This is a genomic window from Haliea sp., assembly GCF_041395985.1.
Taxonomy (GTDB): Bacteria; Pseudomonadota; Gammaproteobacteria; order Pseudomonadales; family Halieaceae; genus Haliea.
Map to the genome: position 1 here is coordinate 337,114 of NZ_JAWKZJ010000003.1, position 16,835 is coordinate 353,948.

Consider the following 16,835-nt stretch of genomic DNA (forward strand, 5'->3'; position numbering starts at 1 on the left):
CCGGACTCAGCAAAGGGAATCCAGTAGCGCCACATCCAGCCAGTCCCCTTCCACAACGCAGGTCGCGGGAGGCACGCAGGCCAGCGCGTTGCTGTAGCACACCGAACTCAGCACACCCGAGCTCTGGTTGGCAAAGGGTACCACCAGCGGGCCATCGGGCCCGGCGCTCACGCTCACCCGCAGATACTCCTGCCGGCTGTCCGGCTTGGCACGACTGAACCCGGCCCGGGCACGCAGCCAGAGCGGCTCTACGTCGCAAGCACCCTGGTAGCGCAACAGGAAGGGCCTGGCCAGCAGGCAGAAGGTGACAAAACTGGAAGTCGGGTTGCCGGGCAAGCCAAGAAACGGCACACCAGCGACTTCCCCGAACGCCAGTGGCTTGCCCGGCTTGATGGCAAGGCGCCACAGAGACAGCGAACCCAACCGCTCCACCTGATGGCGCACATGGTCCTCGTCGCCCACGGATACGCCACCCGAGCTGATTACGCAGTCGGCGCTGCCTGCCGCCTGCACCAGCGCTGCGGCCGTGGCCTCCGGCGTATCGGCCACCCTGCCACAGTCGACAACCTGCATACCCAGGCCGCGCACCAGCGCCGCGAGCATATAGCGATTGCTGTTGTAGATCTGCCCCGCTCGCAGGGGCGCGACGCCGGGCTCCACCAGTTCATCACCGGTGGCCAGCAGCGCGACCCGCAGCGGGCGTCGAACAGGCACCTGCGCAAGCCCCACCGCGGCCAGGAGCCCCATATCCTCGGCTCGCAGACGCCTGCCCCGGGCCAGCACACGAGTGCCTGCAGGGATATCCTGCCCACACGGCCGAATATTGTCACCCGGCTGCACCGCCCCCTGTATGACGACGGTGCCGTTGACCTCGACACACTGTTCCTGGATGGCGATGGCATCGGCACCGGCAGGCACTGGCGCGCCGGTGAAGATCCGTGCCGCCGTCCCCGGCATCAGGGGTTCGGGAGCCTGTCCGGCGGCAATACGCTGGCTGACGGGCAACGGGGCGGTGGCGTCGCGGGCGCGCAGTGCGTAGCCATCCATGGCGCTGTTGTCCTCCGGTGGCACCGCGACGGAGGCGATCACATCGTCGGCCAGCACCATGCCACACGCCGTCTGCAGACAGCGCAGCTCGCTGGCAGGCGGTGGGGGGGCGCTGGCCAACAGGGTCGCCAGCGCTTCATCGACCGGCAGTAGCGGCTTCACGACAGCGTAGCGCGGGCCCGCAGCACCCCAACGAAGTTACAGGGCCGGTGATCGCTGTCCAGCTGTTCGCGGATAATGCCTGTCCAGGCGGTGCGACAGGCACCAGTGGACCCCGGCATGCAGAAGATGAGCGTGTTGTTGGCGAGTCCGCCCAGGGCGCGCGACTGCACCGTCGACGACCCGATTTCTGCAAACGACAAGGCGCGGAAGACTTCACCAAAACCCTCGATGGATTTATCGAACAGCGGTGCCACCGCTTCGGGCGTGGAATCCCGCCCGGAAAACCCGGTACCGCCCGTCACCAGCACCACCTGCACGGCAGGCTCGGCTATCCAGCCAGACAGCAACGCACGAATCTGGTAGATGTCATCGGGCACGATGTTGTGCGCGAAGCAGCTGTGACCTGCGGCTACAAGCGCCTGCACCAGGTACTGCCCCGAGGTGTCGGTGTCGGGCGTACGGGTGTCGGATACCGTCAGCACCGCAATCGACAGACCGGTCGCTGTGCCGCTCGCGGACGATTCAGACATCAGCCTGAGGCCTCCTTGTTTGCCTGCTGTTGTTGGCGTTGGTAAAAGTACTGGCGCACGGTATCGGCGACAAAACTGCGCCAGGAAACCTGTTTGATGGCAAAGGTGCTGCGGATGCGGTTGCACTGCAGTGAGCGGTTGAGTGCGCGGCCCGGGCCGCCCAGCAACTGCAACTGCACGGCATCGGGAGAGAAGCGCGAGAACTGGGACGCGGAAGCCAGCAACGCTTCTGCAAACTCATAACAGTTGGTCGTATCCGTGCTGCAGTAATGGTAGATACCCCAGGACTCTGCGCCGGCACCCAACTGGTCGAGCATGCCTGCCACAACCCGGGCGGCGTCCAGAGACTCGACGGGGCAACCCCTGAGCTGGTTGTCCAGTGACAAGGTACCGCCTGCGATCAGCTGTTCCAGCATATGCGACAACACGTTGACGCCGGCTGCGGAAAATACCGGGCCAAGACGCAGCACCACGTGCCGTTCGCAGGTCTCGCTGGCGCGCGTTTCCGCCGCCGCCAACAAACGCCCCACCGTTTCGGGATTGTCTGGCGGGTCCTGTTCGCGATAGCTGCGCTCCGCATCACCTGCGAACACGCGCGCGCTGGACACCAGAAAATAGCTGGCATCGCTGCGCTGACAGGCCTTGGCCAACCAGTGACTGCGCTCGACATCCAGCTCGTTGATCAGTTCGCCACTGTCGATTGCGCCCTGCAGGCGCAGATCAACCACGATGTCCGCCCGCGCACGGCGCACAACCTTCTTGGCGTGGCGCTCACTCTTCCAGCGCGACACCGAGCTGGAAACACTCTCAAGCTCGTGCCGGCCCCAGCGCTTCAGATGGTCCGCCAGTGCCAGCCCCAGAGAGCTGTCCGAGCCGATCAACAGGACGCGCACACGAGCACCCCCGGATCACTGCCCTGCCCTGCAGGCGCAACACCCGCCTCAGAAAGGAATGTCGTCGTCAAAGTCGTCAAAATCACCGGGAGGTGTGTTGCTCGCCGGCGCACGTGCGCCGCCCGATGCGGCGGGAGCTTGCTGCTGCGGCGCCGCGCTCTGGTTGTACTCATCGCGCCCATAGTTGTCGCCGCCCATCTGGCCGCCGCCGGGGCGGCTGTCCAGCATCTGCATCTCACTGGCCACGATTTCCGTGGTGTACCGATCCTGGCCGTCCTGTGCCTGCCACTTGCGCGTGCGCAGGGAGCCCTCAACATACACCTTGGAGCCCTTCTTCAGGTATTCACCAGCAATCTCCGCCAGCCGATTGAAGAAGACCACACGGTGCCACTCCGTGCGTTCCTGGGGTTGGCCGGTCTGCTTGTCCTTCCAACTCTCGGACGTAGCCAGGTTGACGTTGGTCACCGCACCACCTGATGGCATGTAGCGCACTTCCGGATCCGCGCCCAGATTACCGACGAGTATGACTTTGTTGACGCCCCGTGAAGCCATGGTAACTCCTCTTTCGTGGACGGTTGGCGATTGGACATAACTGCAGGGACTATAACAATCCGCCTGTGCAATTGCGACAGCACATCACGCCAAAACCCATCGGTTCAGGCCTGCGGCTGCCGCCCGGCACTCAGGGCGCGGCTTCGCCCAACCCGGACTCGCCTTGAACAGGCGCCGGCAGTGCCACCAGCATCCACACCGCGATAACCAGCAGGCACAACTCGGTAATGCCAACGATCCCGTAGTGCTGGAGTACCCAGCCGCCCGCGGCACCACCGGCGAAGATACCGAGAAACTGCGCGGTGGAGAATATGCCCAGCGCCGTACCCTTGGCCTCGGGTGCCACGGCCTTGCTGACCAGGGAGGGCAACACCGCCTCCATATAGTTGAACCCGACAAAGAACAACCAAAGTGCCACGCAGAACAACCAGGGCGTGGCCGCCAGGCCGAGCAGTGCCAGAGCCACCATCAATACGGCGATAGCGACAAGGAACACAAGATGGTGACGGCCGCCGCGCTCGGCCAGCCGCATCAGGGGCAGGATGCCGAGCACCGACAGCAATACCGCGGGCAGGTAAATCTGCCAATGGTGCTCGCGGGCCACCCCAACCACTGACTCCAGTGCCCCGGGCACAATCTGGAAGCTGGCCATGAGCACAAAATGGAGGGCAAAAATGCCGATATCCAGCCGCAGCAGCGTGCCGTTGCGCAGGCTGGCCCGGAACAGGCGGGGTCGCGTACCAACCTCGGTGTAGGTCACCCCGCTGTGAGGCGGGTCCGGCACCTGCCAGAGCACCACCACGATGCCCACCAACGCCAATGCCGCGGTGACGCCAAACACGGCCTCCAGCCCGCCCATTCCCGCTATCAGCGGCCCCAGTACGAGGGCCAGGGCGAAGGCCAGGCCAATACTCGCACCCACAACCGCCATCGCCTTCGTGCGCTGCTCCCGGGACGTGAGATCAGCCACCAGTGCCATCACACTGCTGGCAATCGCCCCGGCACCCTGCAGGGCGCGGCCAAGAATGATGCCCTGAATGCTCTCGGCCAGTGCCGCCACCACACTGCCCGCCGCAAAAACCAGCAGACCGCCAATAATCACCGGCTTGCGGCCGATGCGGTCGGAGAGCCAGCCCAGGGGAATCTGCAGTGATGCCTGGGTGAGCCCGTAGACCCCCAGCGCCACCCCGATCAAGGTGGGCGTCGCGCCGGCAAAGTCCACGGCGTACAGGGCCAGCAGCGGCAGCACCATGAACAGGCCCAGCATGCGCACGTTGTACAGCAAGGCCAGTGAGGCCACTGAGCGCCGCTCAACGGACGACATGGGATGTTTGGTAATCACAGCAGGGCAGGCACTTTGCAAAAGCCGCTATGGTAACAGCTTCGCTTTCCCTGTGGCATCCACTCGGCAGACGCCTGCGTACCACCTGGTAACCTTTTGCCTCGACACGACAACACCACCTATACTGTCGGGTTCGACCGATACCCCCTGACCGGAGACACATGGACACCATTCACGTCCGCGGTGCACGCACCCACAACCTGAAGAACATCGACCTCGACATCCCCCGGGACAAACTGGTTGTCATCACCGGGCTCTCAGGATCAGGGAAGTCTTCATTGGCCTTCGACACGCTGTATGCCGAAGGGCAGCGGCGCTATGTGGAGTCGCTGTCCACCTATGCCAGGCAGTTCCTGTCGATGATGGAAAAGCCCGATATGGACCATATCGAGGGTCTGTCGCCCGCTATTTCCATCGAACAGAAGTCCACATCCCACAATCCGCGCTCGACCGTGGGTACCATTACCGAGATATACGACTACCTGCGCCTGCTGTACGCACGTGTCGGGGAACCGCGCTGCCCGGAACACGGTGAGAGCCTGCAGGCCCAGACGGTGAGCCAGATGGTCGATTCCGTGCTGGCCATGCCCGAGGGCAGCAAACTGATGTTGCTGGCGCCCGTGGTGCGGGCGCGCAAGGGTGAGCACCTGCATGTCTTTGAGGAGCTGCGCGCCGCCGGCTTTGTACGTGCCAGGGTCGATGGCATTATCACCGAGCTTGATGACCTTCCCGACCTCGACAAAAAGCGCAAACATGACATTGAGGTAGTGGTAGACCGCTTCAAGGTGCGCGCCGATCTCAGCCTGCGACTGGCGGAATCCTTCGAAACGGCGCTGGGTCTCACCGATGGCCTCGCCACGATCAGCCCCATGGAGGGCGACGGCGGGGACATCATGTTCTCCGCCCGTTTTGCTTGCCCCGTCTGCGGCCACAGCATCGACGAACTGGAGCCGCGACTGTTTTCCTTCAACAACCCCGCGGGTGCCTGCTCCAGCTGTGACGGTCTGGGCGTCAAGCAGTATTTCGATCCGGCACGCGTCGTGCTGCACCCGGAGTCCAGCCTCGCCGAGGGCGCCATACGCGGCTGGGACCGGCGCAACGTGTACTACTTCCACATGTTGACCAGCCTCGCCGATCACTACGGCTTTTCCATCGACACACCGTTTGCACAGCTGAAGAAGGACCATCAGCAGGCCATTCTCCAGGGCAGCGGGGATGAGGAGATCAGCTTCGCCTACATGAATGATCGCGGCGATGTCTACAAGCGCAAGCATCCCTTTGAGGGGATACTGCCCAACATGGAGCGGCGCTATCGCGACACAGAGTCCCAGTCGGTGCGTGAGGAGCTGTTCAAGTTCATGTCGACGCAACCCTGCCCGGATTGCGGCGGCACGCGCCTGTGCCAGGATGCACGCCACGTATTCGTGGATGATCGCGACCTGCCGAGCATCGCGGAAATGCCGGTGGGCGAGGCCGAGGTCTACTTCGGCAACCTGACCCTGCCCGGGCGCAAGGGCGAAATCGCCAGCAAGATCCTCAAGGAACTGCGCGCACGGTACCGCTTTCTGGTCGATGTGGGACTGAATTACCTGACGCTGAGCCGCAGCGCGGAAACCCTCTCGGGTGGTGAGGCACAGCGCATCCGCCTAGCCTCGCAAATTGGCGCGGGACTGGTCGGCGTGATGTACATTCTCGACGAGCCGTCGATTGGCCTGCATCAACGAGACAATGAGCGCCTGCTGGGCACGCTGACGCACCTGCGCGACCTGGGAAATACGGTACTGGTGGTTGAGCACGATGAGGACGCCATTCGCAGCGCTGACCACATTATTGACATAGGCCCCGGCGCGGGGGTGCACGGTGGGCGCATTGTGGCCCAGGGCAGCCTGGCGGATATCGTGGGCAACGCGGATTCCCTGACCGGCGCCTACCTGTCCGGAAAACGCTCGATCGCTGTGCCCGCAAAGCGCACCCCTGTGAACCGCAAGAAAATGCTTACGCTTTCGGGCGCCACGGGCAACAACCTGCAGAATGTCACCCTCGAGCTGCCACTGGGGCTACTGACCTGTGTCACAGGCGTATCCGGCTCCGGCAAATCTACCCTGGTCAACAATACGCTGTATCCCCTCGCTGCTACCGAGCTGAATGGTGCCACCACACTGACGCCGGCGCCTTACTCGGCGATCACCGGCATGCAGCACATCGATAAATGCATCGACATCGACCAGAGCCCGATCGGCCGCACGCCCCGTTCCAACCCGGCGACCTATACCGGGATCTTTACCCCGGTGCGGGAATTGTTCTCTGGCACCCAGGAGGCGCGCTCGCGTGGCTACAAGCCCGGCCGTTTCAGCTTCAACGTCAAGGGTGGTCGCTGTGAAGCCTGTCAGGGCGATGGCGTCACCAAGGTAGAGATGCACTTCCTGCCTGACATTTACGTCCCCTGCGATGTCTGCAAGGGCAAACGCTATAACCGCGAAACGCTGGAAGTCCGCTACAAGGGCAAGAATATCCACGAAGTGCTGGAGATGACGGTGGAAGATGCGCTGGCCTTCTTCGAGCCGGTGCCGACCATCGCGCGCAAGCTGCAAACCCTGATGGATGTAGGCCTGTCCTACATACGCCTCGGGCAGGCGGCTACCACCTTGTCAGGTGGCGAGGCGCAGCGCGTCAAACTGTCGCGGGAATTGTCCAAGCGCGATACCGGCAAGACCCTTTATATCCTCGATGAGCCCACCACCGGCCTGCACTTTGAGGACATTCGCCAACTGCTGGAGGTTCTGCACCGCCTGCGGGATCACGGCAATACCGTGGTGATCATTGAGCACAACCTGGATGTGATCAAAACGGCGGACTGGCTGGTAGACCTGGGGCCGGAAGGCGGTTCGGGCGGCGGCCAGATTATCGCGACAGGTACGCCGGAGGAGGTTGCGGAAGCGCCCGGTTCCTATACCGGGATGTTCCTCAAGCCGCTGTTGACGCGCGCAGCCGGCGGGCGCGGCAAGACCGGGGCTGTGCGGAAAAGGAAGAAGAAGGCGGCTGCATAGGCTGTATCGGTGCGGTGGTGCGGTCGTGCGGTGGTGCCGGCGCCCAGCAGCGTTACCCAGGCCACTGCGGACACGCCGTGAACCCGTCCATGGGGGCTCGGCGGCGGCCGTCCTGGCCGCCGACGGTCCGCTGTGGCCTGGGTAATGCTGGTGGGCTTGTCGTAGGAGGGTGGTTCGCCGGTGGGTTGTCGTGATTAACACCGCGAGCGGGTGTTGTCATCGTGCCGAATTGCGGGCATAAAAAAGCCGGGCAGTGCCCGGCTTCTTAATGGGAGGCTTTACGCCTCTTCGCTTGCTACGTCATCCGACGCTGGACGATCGACCAATTCGACATAGGCCATGGGAGCCTTGTCGCCCGCGCGATAGCCGCACTTCATGATGCGAATGTAACCGCCCGGGCGGGCCTGGTAGCGCGGCCCGAGTTCGGCAAACAACTTGCCCACTGCAGCCTTGTCGCGCATGCGATCGAAGGCGAGGCGGCGATTCGCCACGCTGTCGCTCTTGGCCAGGGTGATCAGCGGCTCAGCGTAGCTGCGCAGCTCTTTCGCCTTGGGCAAAGTGGTTTTGATCAACTCGTGCTCTACCAGAGACACGGTCATGTTACGGAACATGGCCTTGCGGTGGGAGGCATTCCGATTCAACTGACGTCCGCTATGACGGTGACGCATTTTTCCTTTCCTATACTCTCTGTGCTATCTCAGCACTGCCAACTGGTAACTCGTGTGTTTAGATGCTCAACACCCGGTCGTCGTTTCGGAGGCTGGCCGGTGGCCAGTTGTCCAGGCGCATACCCAGCGACAAGCCGCGGGACGCCAGTACATCCTTGATTTCAGTCAGTGACTTCTTGCCCAGGTTCGGGGTTTTCAGCAGCTCAACTTCAGTGCGCTGAACAAGGTCGCCGATGTAGTAAATGTTCTCTGCTTTCAGACAGTTGGCGGAACGCACTGTCAGCTCGAGGTCATCAACCGGGCGCAGCAGTATCGGGTCGACTTCGTCTTCCTCAACCACAGATTCGCTCTGGCTCTCACTCTCGAGGTCGACAAACACGGCCAGCTGCTGCTGCAGAATGGTCGCTGCGCGGCGGATCGCCTCTTCAGGGTCGATGGTGCCGTTGGTCTCGAGGTCGAGCACCAGCTTGTCGAGGTCCGTGCGCTGTTCGACACGTGCCGCCTCGACCACATAGGCCACCCGATTGATGGGTGAGAACGTGGCGTCGAGGTGCAGACGGCCAATCGCGCGCGTCTCCTCCTCGGGATTCTCTCTGGAATCAGCCGGTGAGTAGCCACGGCCACGTGCCACGGTCAGCTTCATGCTGATGTCCGAGTTGCCGTTGAGGTGGCAAATCACGTGGTCAGGATTGCGGATCTCGATATCATGGTCGACCTGGATATCGCCTGCGGTGACTACACCCGGGCCCTTGCGGCTCAGGGTCAGCTCGGCTTCATCCTTGCCGTTCATGACCAGCGCAACGCCTTTGAGGTTCAGCAGGATCTCAATAACGTCCTCCTGCACACCTTCGATGGCGCTGTACTCATGCTCCACGCCGTCAATTTCGACTTCGGTAATGGCGCAGCCGGGCATGGAAGACAGCAGTATGCGACGCAGGGCGTTGCCGAGCGTATGGCCAAAGCCCCGCTCCAGCGGCTCCAGGGTGACCTGCGCACGAGTGCTCGTCTTCTCTTCGACGTTGATAACCCGCGGAGTCAAAAATTCGTTTACTGCTGTCTGCATTCTGGCACCTGTATGAGTAGGTTAGTCCTAAGTCCGGATTACTTGGAGTACAGTTCCACGATCAGGTTTTCGTTGATCTCGGAAGACAGATCCTGGCGCTCAGGGGCTGACTTGAACACTCCTTCCAGCTTATCGCTATTGAAATCGATCCACTCGGCATCACCGCGCTGGGCGGCCAGTGCCAGGGCAGACTGCACGCGCAGTTGCTTCTTTGCCTTTTCCCGCAGGGACACCACATCGCCCGCCTTGACCTGGTAGGATGCGACGTTAACCACCGCACCGTTGACCAGAATGCCTTTGTGGGAAACCAGCTGGCGCGCTTCGGCACGCGTGGAGCCGAAGCCCATGCGATAAACAACGTTGTCCAGGCGGCTTTCCAGCAACTGCAGCAGGTTTTCACCGGTGGCGCCTTTCAGACGAGCGGCTTCCTTGTAGTAGTTGCGGAACTGTTTCTCCAGGATGCCGTAGATACGACGCACTTTCTGCTTTTCACGCAGCTGTACGCCGTAATCAGACAGACGGCCACGGCGCGCGCCGTGCTGGCCGGGGGCGGATTCGGGTTTGCACTTACTTTCGAGTGCGCGCACACCGCTCTTGAGGAACAGGTCTGTTCCTTCCCGGCGGGCCAGCTTGCACTTGGGTCCAATGTATCGAGCCATGTCAGTTGTTCCTGCTAAGCGCTTGTCTTGATGTTAGACGCGACGTTTCTTGGGCGGACGGCAGCCATTGTGCGGAATCGGCGTCACGTCAGTGATGTTGGTGATCTTGTAGCCACAGGCATTGAGCGCGCGCACTGCGGACTCACGGCCGGGGCCAGGGCCTTTCACCTGAACATCAAGGTTCTTCAGCCCATACTCCTTGGCTGCTTCACCGGCGCGCTCTGCAGCTACCTGGGCTGCGAAGGGCGTGCTCTTACGTGAGCCACGGAAACCGGAACCACCAGAAGTTGCCCAGCTCAGGGTGTTACCCTGGCGGTCAGTAATAGTGATGATCGTGTTGTTGAAAGACGCGTGAACGTGCGCAATGCCGTCCACCACGGTCTTGGTAATCTTCTTGCGAGTGGTCTTGCCACCTGGCTTGGCCATACTGTATTTCCTGCTTTAATATCAACACTGCACCCGGTGCAGCTACACTAAAAAGGATTCGCGGGTACGAGTCCCTTACTTGCGAATCGGCTTGCGCGGACCCTTGCGGGTACGTGCATTGGTCTTGGTGCGTTGCCCACGCAGCGGCAGGCTGCGACGGTGACGCAGGCCGCGATTGCAGCCCAGGTCCATCAGACGCTTGATGTTCATGGACACTTCACGACGCAAGTCACCCTCGACCGTCATCTCGCCCACCTTGGTCCGAAGCGCATCCATCTGCGCCTCGTCGAGATCGCCAATCTTCACGTCCTCGGCAACACCGGCCTCGACGCACAGGCGGCGCGCCTGTGTACGACCTACGCCAAAAATGTAGGTCAGGGCGATAACGGTGTGCTTGTTATCGGGTATGTTGACGCCGGCAATACGAGCCATCCAACTTTCTCCAAATACTCAAATCGTCGCTTTGCACTGGGCAGAAACACCTGACCGCTCAACCTGCAAGGTCGAGGGTGTGTGGCGCGAAAGGCGCAGCATTCTAGCGATATGTTTACTAAAAATCAACAGTCAGTTTCCTGGGCCAATCAGCCCTGGCGCTGCTTGTGACGCGGATCGGTATTGCAGATAACGCGCACGACGCCCTTGCGACGGACCACCTTGCAGTTTCTGCAGACCTTCTTTACTGATGCACGTACTTTCATTTCACTTTTCTCCAATGACCGGCCAGCACTTTTCAGCGACCGGAAGCACCATAGTTGTTCAGCTTCGCTTTCTTCATCACCGAGTCGTACTGGTGAGACATCAGGTGGCTCTGCACCTGGGCCATAAAGTCCATGACCACGACCACCACGATCAGCAGCGACGTACCACCCAGGTAAAACGGTACATTCCACATCACCACCAGGAACTGGGGCATCAGACACACGAGCGCGATATAGGCAGAGCCGAAAACCGTCAACCGGGTCAACACGCCGTCAATGTAGTTCGCTGTCTGCTGGCCGGGGCGGATACCGGGCACAAAGGCACCAGAGCGCTTGAGGTTGTCGGCCACTTCCTGCGGATTGAACATCAACGCCGTATAGAAGAAGCAGAAGAACACCACGAACGCCGTGAACAGCAGAATGTTCAGCGGCTGCCCCGGACCAATGGCCAGCGCAAGATCCTGCAGCCAGTCCGCAGAACCGCCGGAGCCGAACCACTGCGCAATGGACGCGGGGAACAGCAGGATGCTGCTGGCGAAAATCGCCGGAATCACACCTGCCATGTTCACCTTCAGCGGCAGGTGCGAACTCTGCGCCTGCATCATCTTCCGGCCTTGCTGGCGCTTGGCGTAATTGACCGTGATCCGGCGCTGACCGCGCTCGATGAACACGATCATGTAGATGACGGCTACGGCCAGCGTCAGGATAAACAGCAGCACCAGAATGTTCAGTTCGCCCTGGCGCGCCTGCTCCAGCGACTGCCCGATCGCTGCGGGAAGGCCGGCAACGATGCCTGCGAAAATCAACAGGGATATCCCGTTACCCACGCCTTTTTCAGTGATCTGCTCACCCAGCCACATCATGAACACCGCGCCGGTTACCAGCGAGGTGATCGCGATGACGTAGAAGACCACCGACGTGTCGTAGGACATGCCCTGGTTGGCCATACCCACCGTCATACCGGTCGCCTGGATGATGGCGAGGACAACGGTCAGGTAGCGCGTGTACTGACTGATCTTGCGACGGCCCGACTCACCTTCTTTTTTCAGCGCTTCCAGCTGCGGCGTTACCGCCGACATCAACTGCATGATGATGGATGCCGAGATGTACGGCATGATCCCCAGCGCAAGAATACTCATGCGCTCCAAAGCGCCGCCGGAGAACATGTTCGCCAGGCCCAGTATCGTGCCCTGGTTCTGGTTGAACAGCGCCGCCAGCTGGGCAGGGTCTATCCCCGGAACAGGTATGTGGGTACCAATCCGGTAAACAATAATGGCCAGCAAAACAAAACGAAGGCGAGCAAAAAGCTCGCCCAGTCCTGCTTTGTTAGACCCTGTCAGCTGACCCGTCGCCATTTATTCCTCAACCTTCCCGCCGGCCTGCTCAATCGCAGTGCGAGCGCCCTTGGTCACAACCAGACCTTTGACGGTGACTGGCTTGCTCAGCTCTCCTGACAGGAACACACGCACGCGCAGCACGTCCTGACGAATAACGTCCGCGGCCTTCAGCGCGTCAATATCAACCACATCGCCGTCAACGGCATTCAGCTCGCCCAGGCGCACCTGCGCTGTCGTGCGGGACACGCGTGACGTAAAACCGTACTTGGGCAGGCGCTTCTGCAAGGGCATCTGGCCGCCTTCAAAACCAGGGCGCACTTTGCCGCCAGAGCGGGACTTCTGCCCCTTGTGCCCACGACCCGCGGTCTTGCCCAGGCCACTGCCGATACCGCGGCCAACCCGCTTGCCTTCCTTGCGCGCACCCGGGTTCGGCCCCAGGGTATTCAGTCGCATTACGTCTGACATGATTTACTCCTCGATCCGAACCATATAGTTCACTTTATTGATCATGCCGCGCACAGAGGGAGTATCTTCCACCTCTACGGTATGACCAATCCGGCGCAGACCCAGGCCCGCGACACAGGCGCGGTGGTTCTTCAACCGACCGTGGACGCTCTTGGTCTGCGTCACTTTGATAGTAGCTTTAGCCATGACTCGCCAACCCAGTAATTAGTTCAGAATTTCTTCGACAGTTTTGCCGCGCTTTGCCGCCACGTCGTCCGGTGAAGACATGTCGCGCAGGCCATTGAAGGTCGCGCGCACTACGTTGACCGGGTTAGTAGAGCCATAGCACTTGGCCAGTACGTTGTGTACGCCGGCAATTTCAAGCACCGCACGCATCGCGCCACCGGCGATGACGCCTGTACCTTCAGACGCAGGCTGCATGTACACCTTGGAGGCGCCATGGCTGGCCTTGACCGGATACTGGATAGTGCCGTGACTCAGCTCTACCTGAATCATGTTGCGGCGCGCAGCTTCCATCGCTTTCTGGATCGCAACAGGTACTTCACGTGCCTTTCCGCGCCCGAAGCCGACCTTGCCATTGCCATCGCCGACAACCGTCAACGCGGTAAAGCTGAAGATCCGGCCACCCTTGACCACTTTCGCAACACGGTTGACCTGTACCAGCTTCTCCTGGAGATCACCGTCCTGCTGCTGCTTCTTCTGATCGTTAAACGCCATAACCTTACCCTAGAATTCCAGTCCACTTTCACGGGCAGCATCGGCAAGCGCCTTGACACGTCCGTGGTACTTGTAGCCTGCGCGATCAAACGCAACCTTCTCGATTCCGGCGGCCTTGGCGCGTTCCGCCACCAGCTTGCCTACCGCTGCCGCAGCTTCCTGGTTGCCGGTGCTGCCAGCGCGCAGGCTGCTGTCCAGCGTTGAGGCGCTGGCCAGAACACGATCCCCTGCGGGCGCGATGATCTGGGCGTAGATATGCCGCGGCGTACGGTGCACGCTGAGGCGATTGACGCCCTGCTCACGCATACGGTTGCGAGCGCGACGTGCGCGACGCAGCCTTGAATCATTTTTTGCACTCATCTCAACCTACCTACTTCTTCTTGGCTTCTTTACGCCGCACGTTCTCGGTGGCGTAGCGAATACCCTTGCCCTTGTAAGGCTCTGGCGGACGGAAGCTGCGAATCTCGGCAGCCGCCTGGCCTACAGCCTGCTTGTCGATACCCTTGACCACGACCTCGGTCTGGGTCGGGGTTTCAGCGGTTACGCCCTCCGGAAGCTGATAGTCAACCGGGTGCGACAGGCCCACGGTGAGGTTCACCGACTTGCCGTCTGCCTTGGCACGGTAGCCAACGCCGTTGAGTACCAGCTTCTTTTCCCAGCCTTCGCTGACGCCGATCACCATGTTGTTCAGCAGCGCCCGCGTGGTACCGGCCAGCGCCTTGGTCTTGTCGCCGTCATAGGCGATATTGAGAGCACCATCTTCTTCGTTGATGGCAATACCCACGCCCAACTCGAGCGCCAGCGTGCCTTTGCCACCCTTGACGGTCACGTCGCGACCGCTCTGGGTTACGGTAACCCCTTTCGGCAGCTGAACCGGATTTTTTGCGACTCTAGACATGTTGAATGCCCTTCTTCAGTAATTCTAGAAAACGGTGCAGAGCACTTCGCCACCAACACCAGCAGCACGGGCTGCCCGGTCGGTCATAACGCCCTTCGACGTGGACACAATGGCCACCCCAAGTCCGTTGCGAATCGTCGGCAATTCGTCCTTGGCAGCGTAGCTACGCAGACCGGGGCGGCTTACGCGGTCAATCTCGGCGATGACGGGCTTGCCTTCGTAATACTTCAGCTCAATGCTGAGGCGCGGCTTGCCCGACTCGGCGGAGGCCGCGAAGTCATTGATGTAACCTTCCTGCTTGAGCACCTCGGCAACAGCAGCCTTGAGCTTGGAACCCGGCATTTCTACTCGGGCCTTGCCGGCCATTTGTGCGTTACGGATGCGGGTCAGCATATCTGACAGCGGATCTTGCATACTCATGATCGAATCTCTCCGTTACCAGCTGGCTTTAACCAGACCCGGTACATCACCGCGCATCGCTGCTTCACGCAGCTTGTTGCGGCACAGGCCAAATTTACGATAGACGCCGTGAGGACGACCGGTGAGCTGGCAACGACGCTGCTTGCGTACCGGGCTGGCGTCGCGGGGAAGCTTCTGCAGAGCGATCTGCGCGTCCCACTTGGCGTCATCGGATGCGTTCTGATCGTTCAGGACAGCCTTCAGCGCGGCACGCTTGCCGGCATACTTGACCACCATCTGCGCGCGCTTTTTCTCACGTGCGATCATCGATTTCTTAGCCATTACTTGCCTCTTAACCTTTCAGGGGGAAGTTGAAGGCACGCATCAGGGCGCGACCCTCATCATCCGTACGAGCTGTGGTGGTGATGGTGATGTCCATACCGCGCAGCGTGTCCACCTGGTCGTACTCGATTTCCGGGAAAATAATCTGCTCGCTGACACCCATGGCAAAGTTACCGCGGCCGTCAAACGACTTCGGGCTGATACCACGGAAGTCGCGAATCCGCGGGATCGCGATGGTGATCAAGCGCTCCAGGAACTCGTACATGCGGTCGGAACGCAGTGTGACCTTGCAGCCAATCGGCCAGCCGTCACGAATCTTGAAGCCGGCAATGGAGCGCCGCGCCAGGGTGATCACGGGCTTCTGGCCGGAGATCTTCTCCATGTCGGCGACCGCGTTTTCCAACACTTTCTTGTCGCCCACAGCCTCACCGACACCCATATTCAGGGTGATCTTGGTGATGCGGGGAATCTCCATCACATTGCTCAAACCCAGCTCTTCCCGCAGCCGAGGAGCGATTTCGCTCTTGTACCTTTCTTTCAACGTTGCCATGTCTTTTACCCTTGACCCCCGAATCAGGCGTCAATCGCCTCGCCACTGGATTTGAAGATACGCACTTTGGTATCCCCATCAACTTTGTAACCCACCCGATCGGCCTTGCTGGTCGACGGGTTGTAAATTGCCACATTGGACACCTGGATCGGCGCTTCGCGCTCGACGATGCCACCGGCGACGCCCATCTGCGGGTTCGGCCGGGTGTGCTTCTTCACCATATTGATGCCGGAGACAACCACGCGATTGTCAGCGAGCACCTTGCGAACCTTGCCGCGCTTACCCTTGTCCTTGCCGGCCAGGATAATCACTTCGTCATCGCGCTTGATCTTGGACATTACAGTTTCCTCTCCTCCTGGCCGAATCAGATTACTTCGGGAGCCAGAGAAATAATCTTCATAAACTTCTCGCCGCGCAGCTCACGAGTCACGGGGCCAAAAATACGGGTGCCGATCGGCGCCTGCTGGTTGTTCAGCAGTACGGCGGCGTTGTCGTCGAACTTGATCAGCGAGCCATCGGGACGACGCACGCCTTTGCGCGTGCGCACCACAACCGCCGTCATGACCTGGCCTTTCTTGACCTTGCCGCGCGGGATTGCTTCCTTCACCGTCACCTTGATGAGGTCACCGACGCGCGCATAGCGACGCTTGGAGCCACCCAGCACCTTGATGCACATCACCCGACGGGCACCGCTGTTGTCAGCGACTTCCAAATACGACTCTGTCTGAATCATCTCTTACTCCAAACTGCGGCGAGGCCGCAAATTACAGCGCTTAAACCTGCTGGGCGTTTTCCACTACTTCGAGCAACTTCCAGGTCTTGCTCTTGGAAATGGGCCGGGACTCGGTCACCTTCACGGTGTCACCAATGCTGCAGACGTTGTTTTCGTCATGCGCGTGGATCTTCGACGAACGGGTGATGTACTTGCCGTACACCGGGTGCTTGACCCGCCGCTCGATCAGGACCGTGATGGTCTTGTCCATTTTGTTGCTGACAACCTTGCCGGTTGCCGTCCGTATACGCTTCTCTGCACCAGACAT

The 16,835-nt window shown here is 60.7% G+C and carries 24 protein-coding genes; 1 reads left to right on the forward strand and 23 read right to left on the reverse strand.

The genetic code is table 11. The annotated features are described in order from the left end of the window. Positions 1–6: 6 nt before the first annotated feature. From glp to R3E49_RS07945, 5 genes are all read right to left on the reverse strand, one after another. Entirely contained in the window at positions 7–1,209 is a 1,203-nt protein-coding gene (gene glp, locus R3E49_RS07925) for a gephyrin-like molybdotransferase Glp (RefSeq protein ID WP_371294560.1), read from the reverse strand. Beyond that, positions 1,206–1,739 carry a molybdenum cofactor biosynthesis protein B gene (gene moaB / locus R3E49_RS07930; RefSeq protein WP_371294561.1) on the reverse strand — a complete coding sequence of 178 codons (534 nt, stop codon included), beginning with the start codon at positions 1,737–1,739 and terminating at the stop codon, positions 1,206–1,208. Before moaB ends, glp begins: the two co-directional genes overlap by 4 nt. Then, positions 1,739–2,632 (reverse strand): sugar nucleotide-binding protein, encoded by an 894-nt coding sequence (locus R3E49_RS07935; RefSeq protein ID WP_371294562.1) that lies wholly within the window; start codon positions 2,630–2,632, stop codon positions 1,739–1,741. Before R3E49_RS07935 ends, moaB begins: the two co-directional genes overlap by 1 nt. Positions 2,633–2,680: 48 nt before the next feature. Continuing rightward, positions 2,681–3,184 carry a single-stranded DNA-binding protein gene (ssb, locus tag R3E49_RS07940; RefSeq protein ID WP_371294563.1) on the reverse strand — a complete coding sequence of 168 codons (504 nt, stop codon included), beginning with the start codon at positions 3,182–3,184 and terminating at the stop codon, positions 2,681–2,683. Between the two features lie 130 nt (positions 3,185–3,314). Next, entirely contained in the window at positions 3,315–4,508 is a 1,194-nt protein-coding gene (locus R3E49_RS07945; protein ID WP_371294564.1) for an MFS transporter, read from the reverse strand. A 179-nt stretch (positions 4,509–4,687) separates the two neighbouring features. On the opposite strand from R3E49_RS07945, the gene uvrA reads away from it, so the two are divergent. Next, the gene (gene uvrA, locus R3E49_RS07950) at positions 4,688–7,573 is read left to right on the forward strand and encodes an excinuclease ABC subunit UvrA (protein WP_371294565.1); all 2,886 of its coding nucleotides are present in this window, start codon (positions 4,688–4,690) and stop codon (positions 7,571–7,573) included. Between the two features lie 278 nt (positions 7,574–7,851). Here uvrA and rplQ read toward each other — a convergent pair whose 3' ends face one another. The 18 genes from rplQ to rpsQ form a co-directional block, all read right to left on the reverse strand. After that, a complete protein-coding gene (gene rplQ / locus R3E49_RS07955; protein WP_027950917.1) occupies positions 7,852–8,241 on the reverse strand; it encodes a 50S ribosomal protein L17 in 390 nt (129 codons plus the stop codon). 58 nt (positions 8,242–8,299) lie between these two features. Next, positions 8,300–9,304 carry a DNA-directed RNA polymerase subunit alpha gene (gene rpoA, locus R3E49_RS07960; RefSeq protein WP_290742660.1) on the reverse strand — a complete coding sequence of 335 codons (1,005 nt, stop codon included), beginning with the start codon at positions 9,302–9,304 and terminating at the stop codon, positions 8,300–8,302. 38 nt (positions 9,305–9,342) lie between these two features. Then, a complete protein-coding gene (gene rpsD / locus R3E49_RS07965) occupies positions 9,343–9,963 on the reverse strand; it encodes a 30S ribosomal protein S4 (protein WP_290742657.1) in 621 nt (206 codons plus the stop codon). Between the two features lie 33 nt (positions 9,964–9,996). Next, the gene (gene rpsK, locus R3E49_RS07970) at positions 9,997–10,389 is read right to left on the reverse strand and encodes a 30S ribosomal protein S11 (protein WP_027950920.1); all 393 of its coding nucleotides are present in this window, start codon (positions 10,387–10,389) and stop codon (positions 9,997–9,999) included. Positions 10,390–10,464: 75 nt separating this feature from the next. Then, complete coding sequence (gene rpsM, locus R3E49_RS07975; protein WP_290742653.1) at positions 10,465–10,821, reverse strand: 30S ribosomal protein S13; 357 nt, start codon at positions 10,819–10,821, stop codon at positions 10,465–10,467. A gap of 149 nt (positions 10,822–10,970) precedes the next feature. Continuing rightward, positions 10,971–11,087: a 50S ribosomal protein L36 gene (gene rpmJ, locus R3E49_RS07980; RefSeq protein ID WP_084639065.1), complete on the reverse strand. Its 117-nt coding sequence runs from the start codon at positions 11,085–11,087 to the stop codon at positions 10,971–10,973. Between the two features lie 32 nt (positions 11,088–11,119). Next, positions 11,120–12,442 (reverse strand): preprotein translocase subunit SecY, encoded by a 1,323-nt coding sequence (gene secY, locus R3E49_RS07985; protein WP_371294566.1) that lies wholly within the window; start codon positions 12,440–12,442, stop codon positions 11,120–11,122. Continuing rightward, positions 12,443–12,877, reverse strand: coding sequence for a 50S ribosomal protein L15 (rplO, locus tag R3E49_RS07990; protein WP_371294654.1), 435 nt, complete (start codon positions 12,875–12,877; stop codon positions 12,443–12,445). A gap of 15 nt (positions 12,878–12,892) precedes the next feature. Continuing rightward, on the reverse strand, positions 12,893–13,075 hold the full coding sequence (gene rpmD, locus R3E49_RS07995; protein WP_371294567.1) for a 50S ribosomal protein L30: 183 nt from the start codon (positions 13,073–13,075) through the stop codon (positions 12,893–12,895). 18 nt (positions 13,076–13,093) lie between these two features. After that, positions 13,094–13,606, reverse strand: coding sequence for a 30S ribosomal protein S5 (gene rpsE, locus R3E49_RS08000; RefSeq protein WP_290742641.1), 513 nt, complete (start codon positions 13,604–13,606; stop codon positions 13,094–13,096). A gap of 9 nt (positions 13,607–13,615) precedes the next feature. Beyond that, the gene (gene rplR, locus R3E49_RS08005) at positions 13,616–13,966 is read right to left on the reverse strand and encodes a 50S ribosomal protein L18 (protein WP_339637967.1); all 351 of its coding nucleotides are present in this window, start codon (positions 13,964–13,966) and stop codon (positions 13,616–13,618) included. A 10-nt stretch (positions 13,967–13,976) separates the two neighbouring features. Further along, positions 13,977–14,504 (reverse strand): 50S ribosomal protein L6, encoded by a 528-nt coding sequence (gene rplF, locus R3E49_RS08010; RefSeq protein WP_371294568.1) that lies wholly within the window; start codon positions 14,502–14,504, stop codon positions 13,977–13,979. 24 nt (positions 14,505–14,528) lie between these two features. Next, complete coding sequence (gene rpsH, locus R3E49_RS08015) at positions 14,529–14,924, reverse strand: 30S ribosomal protein S8 (RefSeq protein ID WP_371294569.1); 396 nt, start codon at positions 14,922–14,924, stop codon at positions 14,529–14,531. A 15-nt stretch (positions 14,925–14,939) separates the two neighbouring features. Continuing rightward, entirely contained in the window at positions 14,940–15,245 is a 306-nt protein-coding gene (gene rpsN, locus R3E49_RS08020; RefSeq protein WP_027950929.1) for a 30S ribosomal protein S14, read from the reverse strand. Positions 15,246–15,255: 10 nt separating this feature from the next. Continuing rightward, on the reverse strand, positions 15,256–15,795 hold the full coding sequence (rplE, locus tag R3E49_RS08025; protein ID WP_339637960.1) for a 50S ribosomal protein L5: 540 nt from the start codon (positions 15,793–15,795) through the stop codon (positions 15,256–15,258). Positions 15,796–15,818: 23 nt separating this feature from the next. After that, complete coding sequence (gene rplX / locus R3E49_RS08030) at positions 15,819–16,133, reverse strand: 50S ribosomal protein L24 (RefSeq protein ID WP_290742625.1); 315 nt, start codon at positions 16,131–16,133, stop codon at positions 15,819–15,821. 26 nt (positions 16,134–16,159) lie between these two features. Continuing rightward, positions 16,160–16,528 carry a 50S ribosomal protein L14 gene (gene rplN, locus R3E49_RS08035; RefSeq protein WP_027950932.1) on the reverse strand — a complete coding sequence of 123 codons (369 nt, stop codon included), beginning with the start codon at positions 16,526–16,528 and terminating at the stop codon, positions 16,160–16,162. A 40-nt stretch (positions 16,529–16,568) separates the two neighbouring features. Further along, positions 16,569–16,835 carry a 30S ribosomal protein S17 gene (gene rpsQ, locus R3E49_RS08040; protein WP_290742620.1) on the reverse strand — a complete coding sequence of 89 codons (267 nt, stop codon included), beginning with the start codon at positions 16,833–16,835 and terminating at the stop codon, positions 16,569–16,571.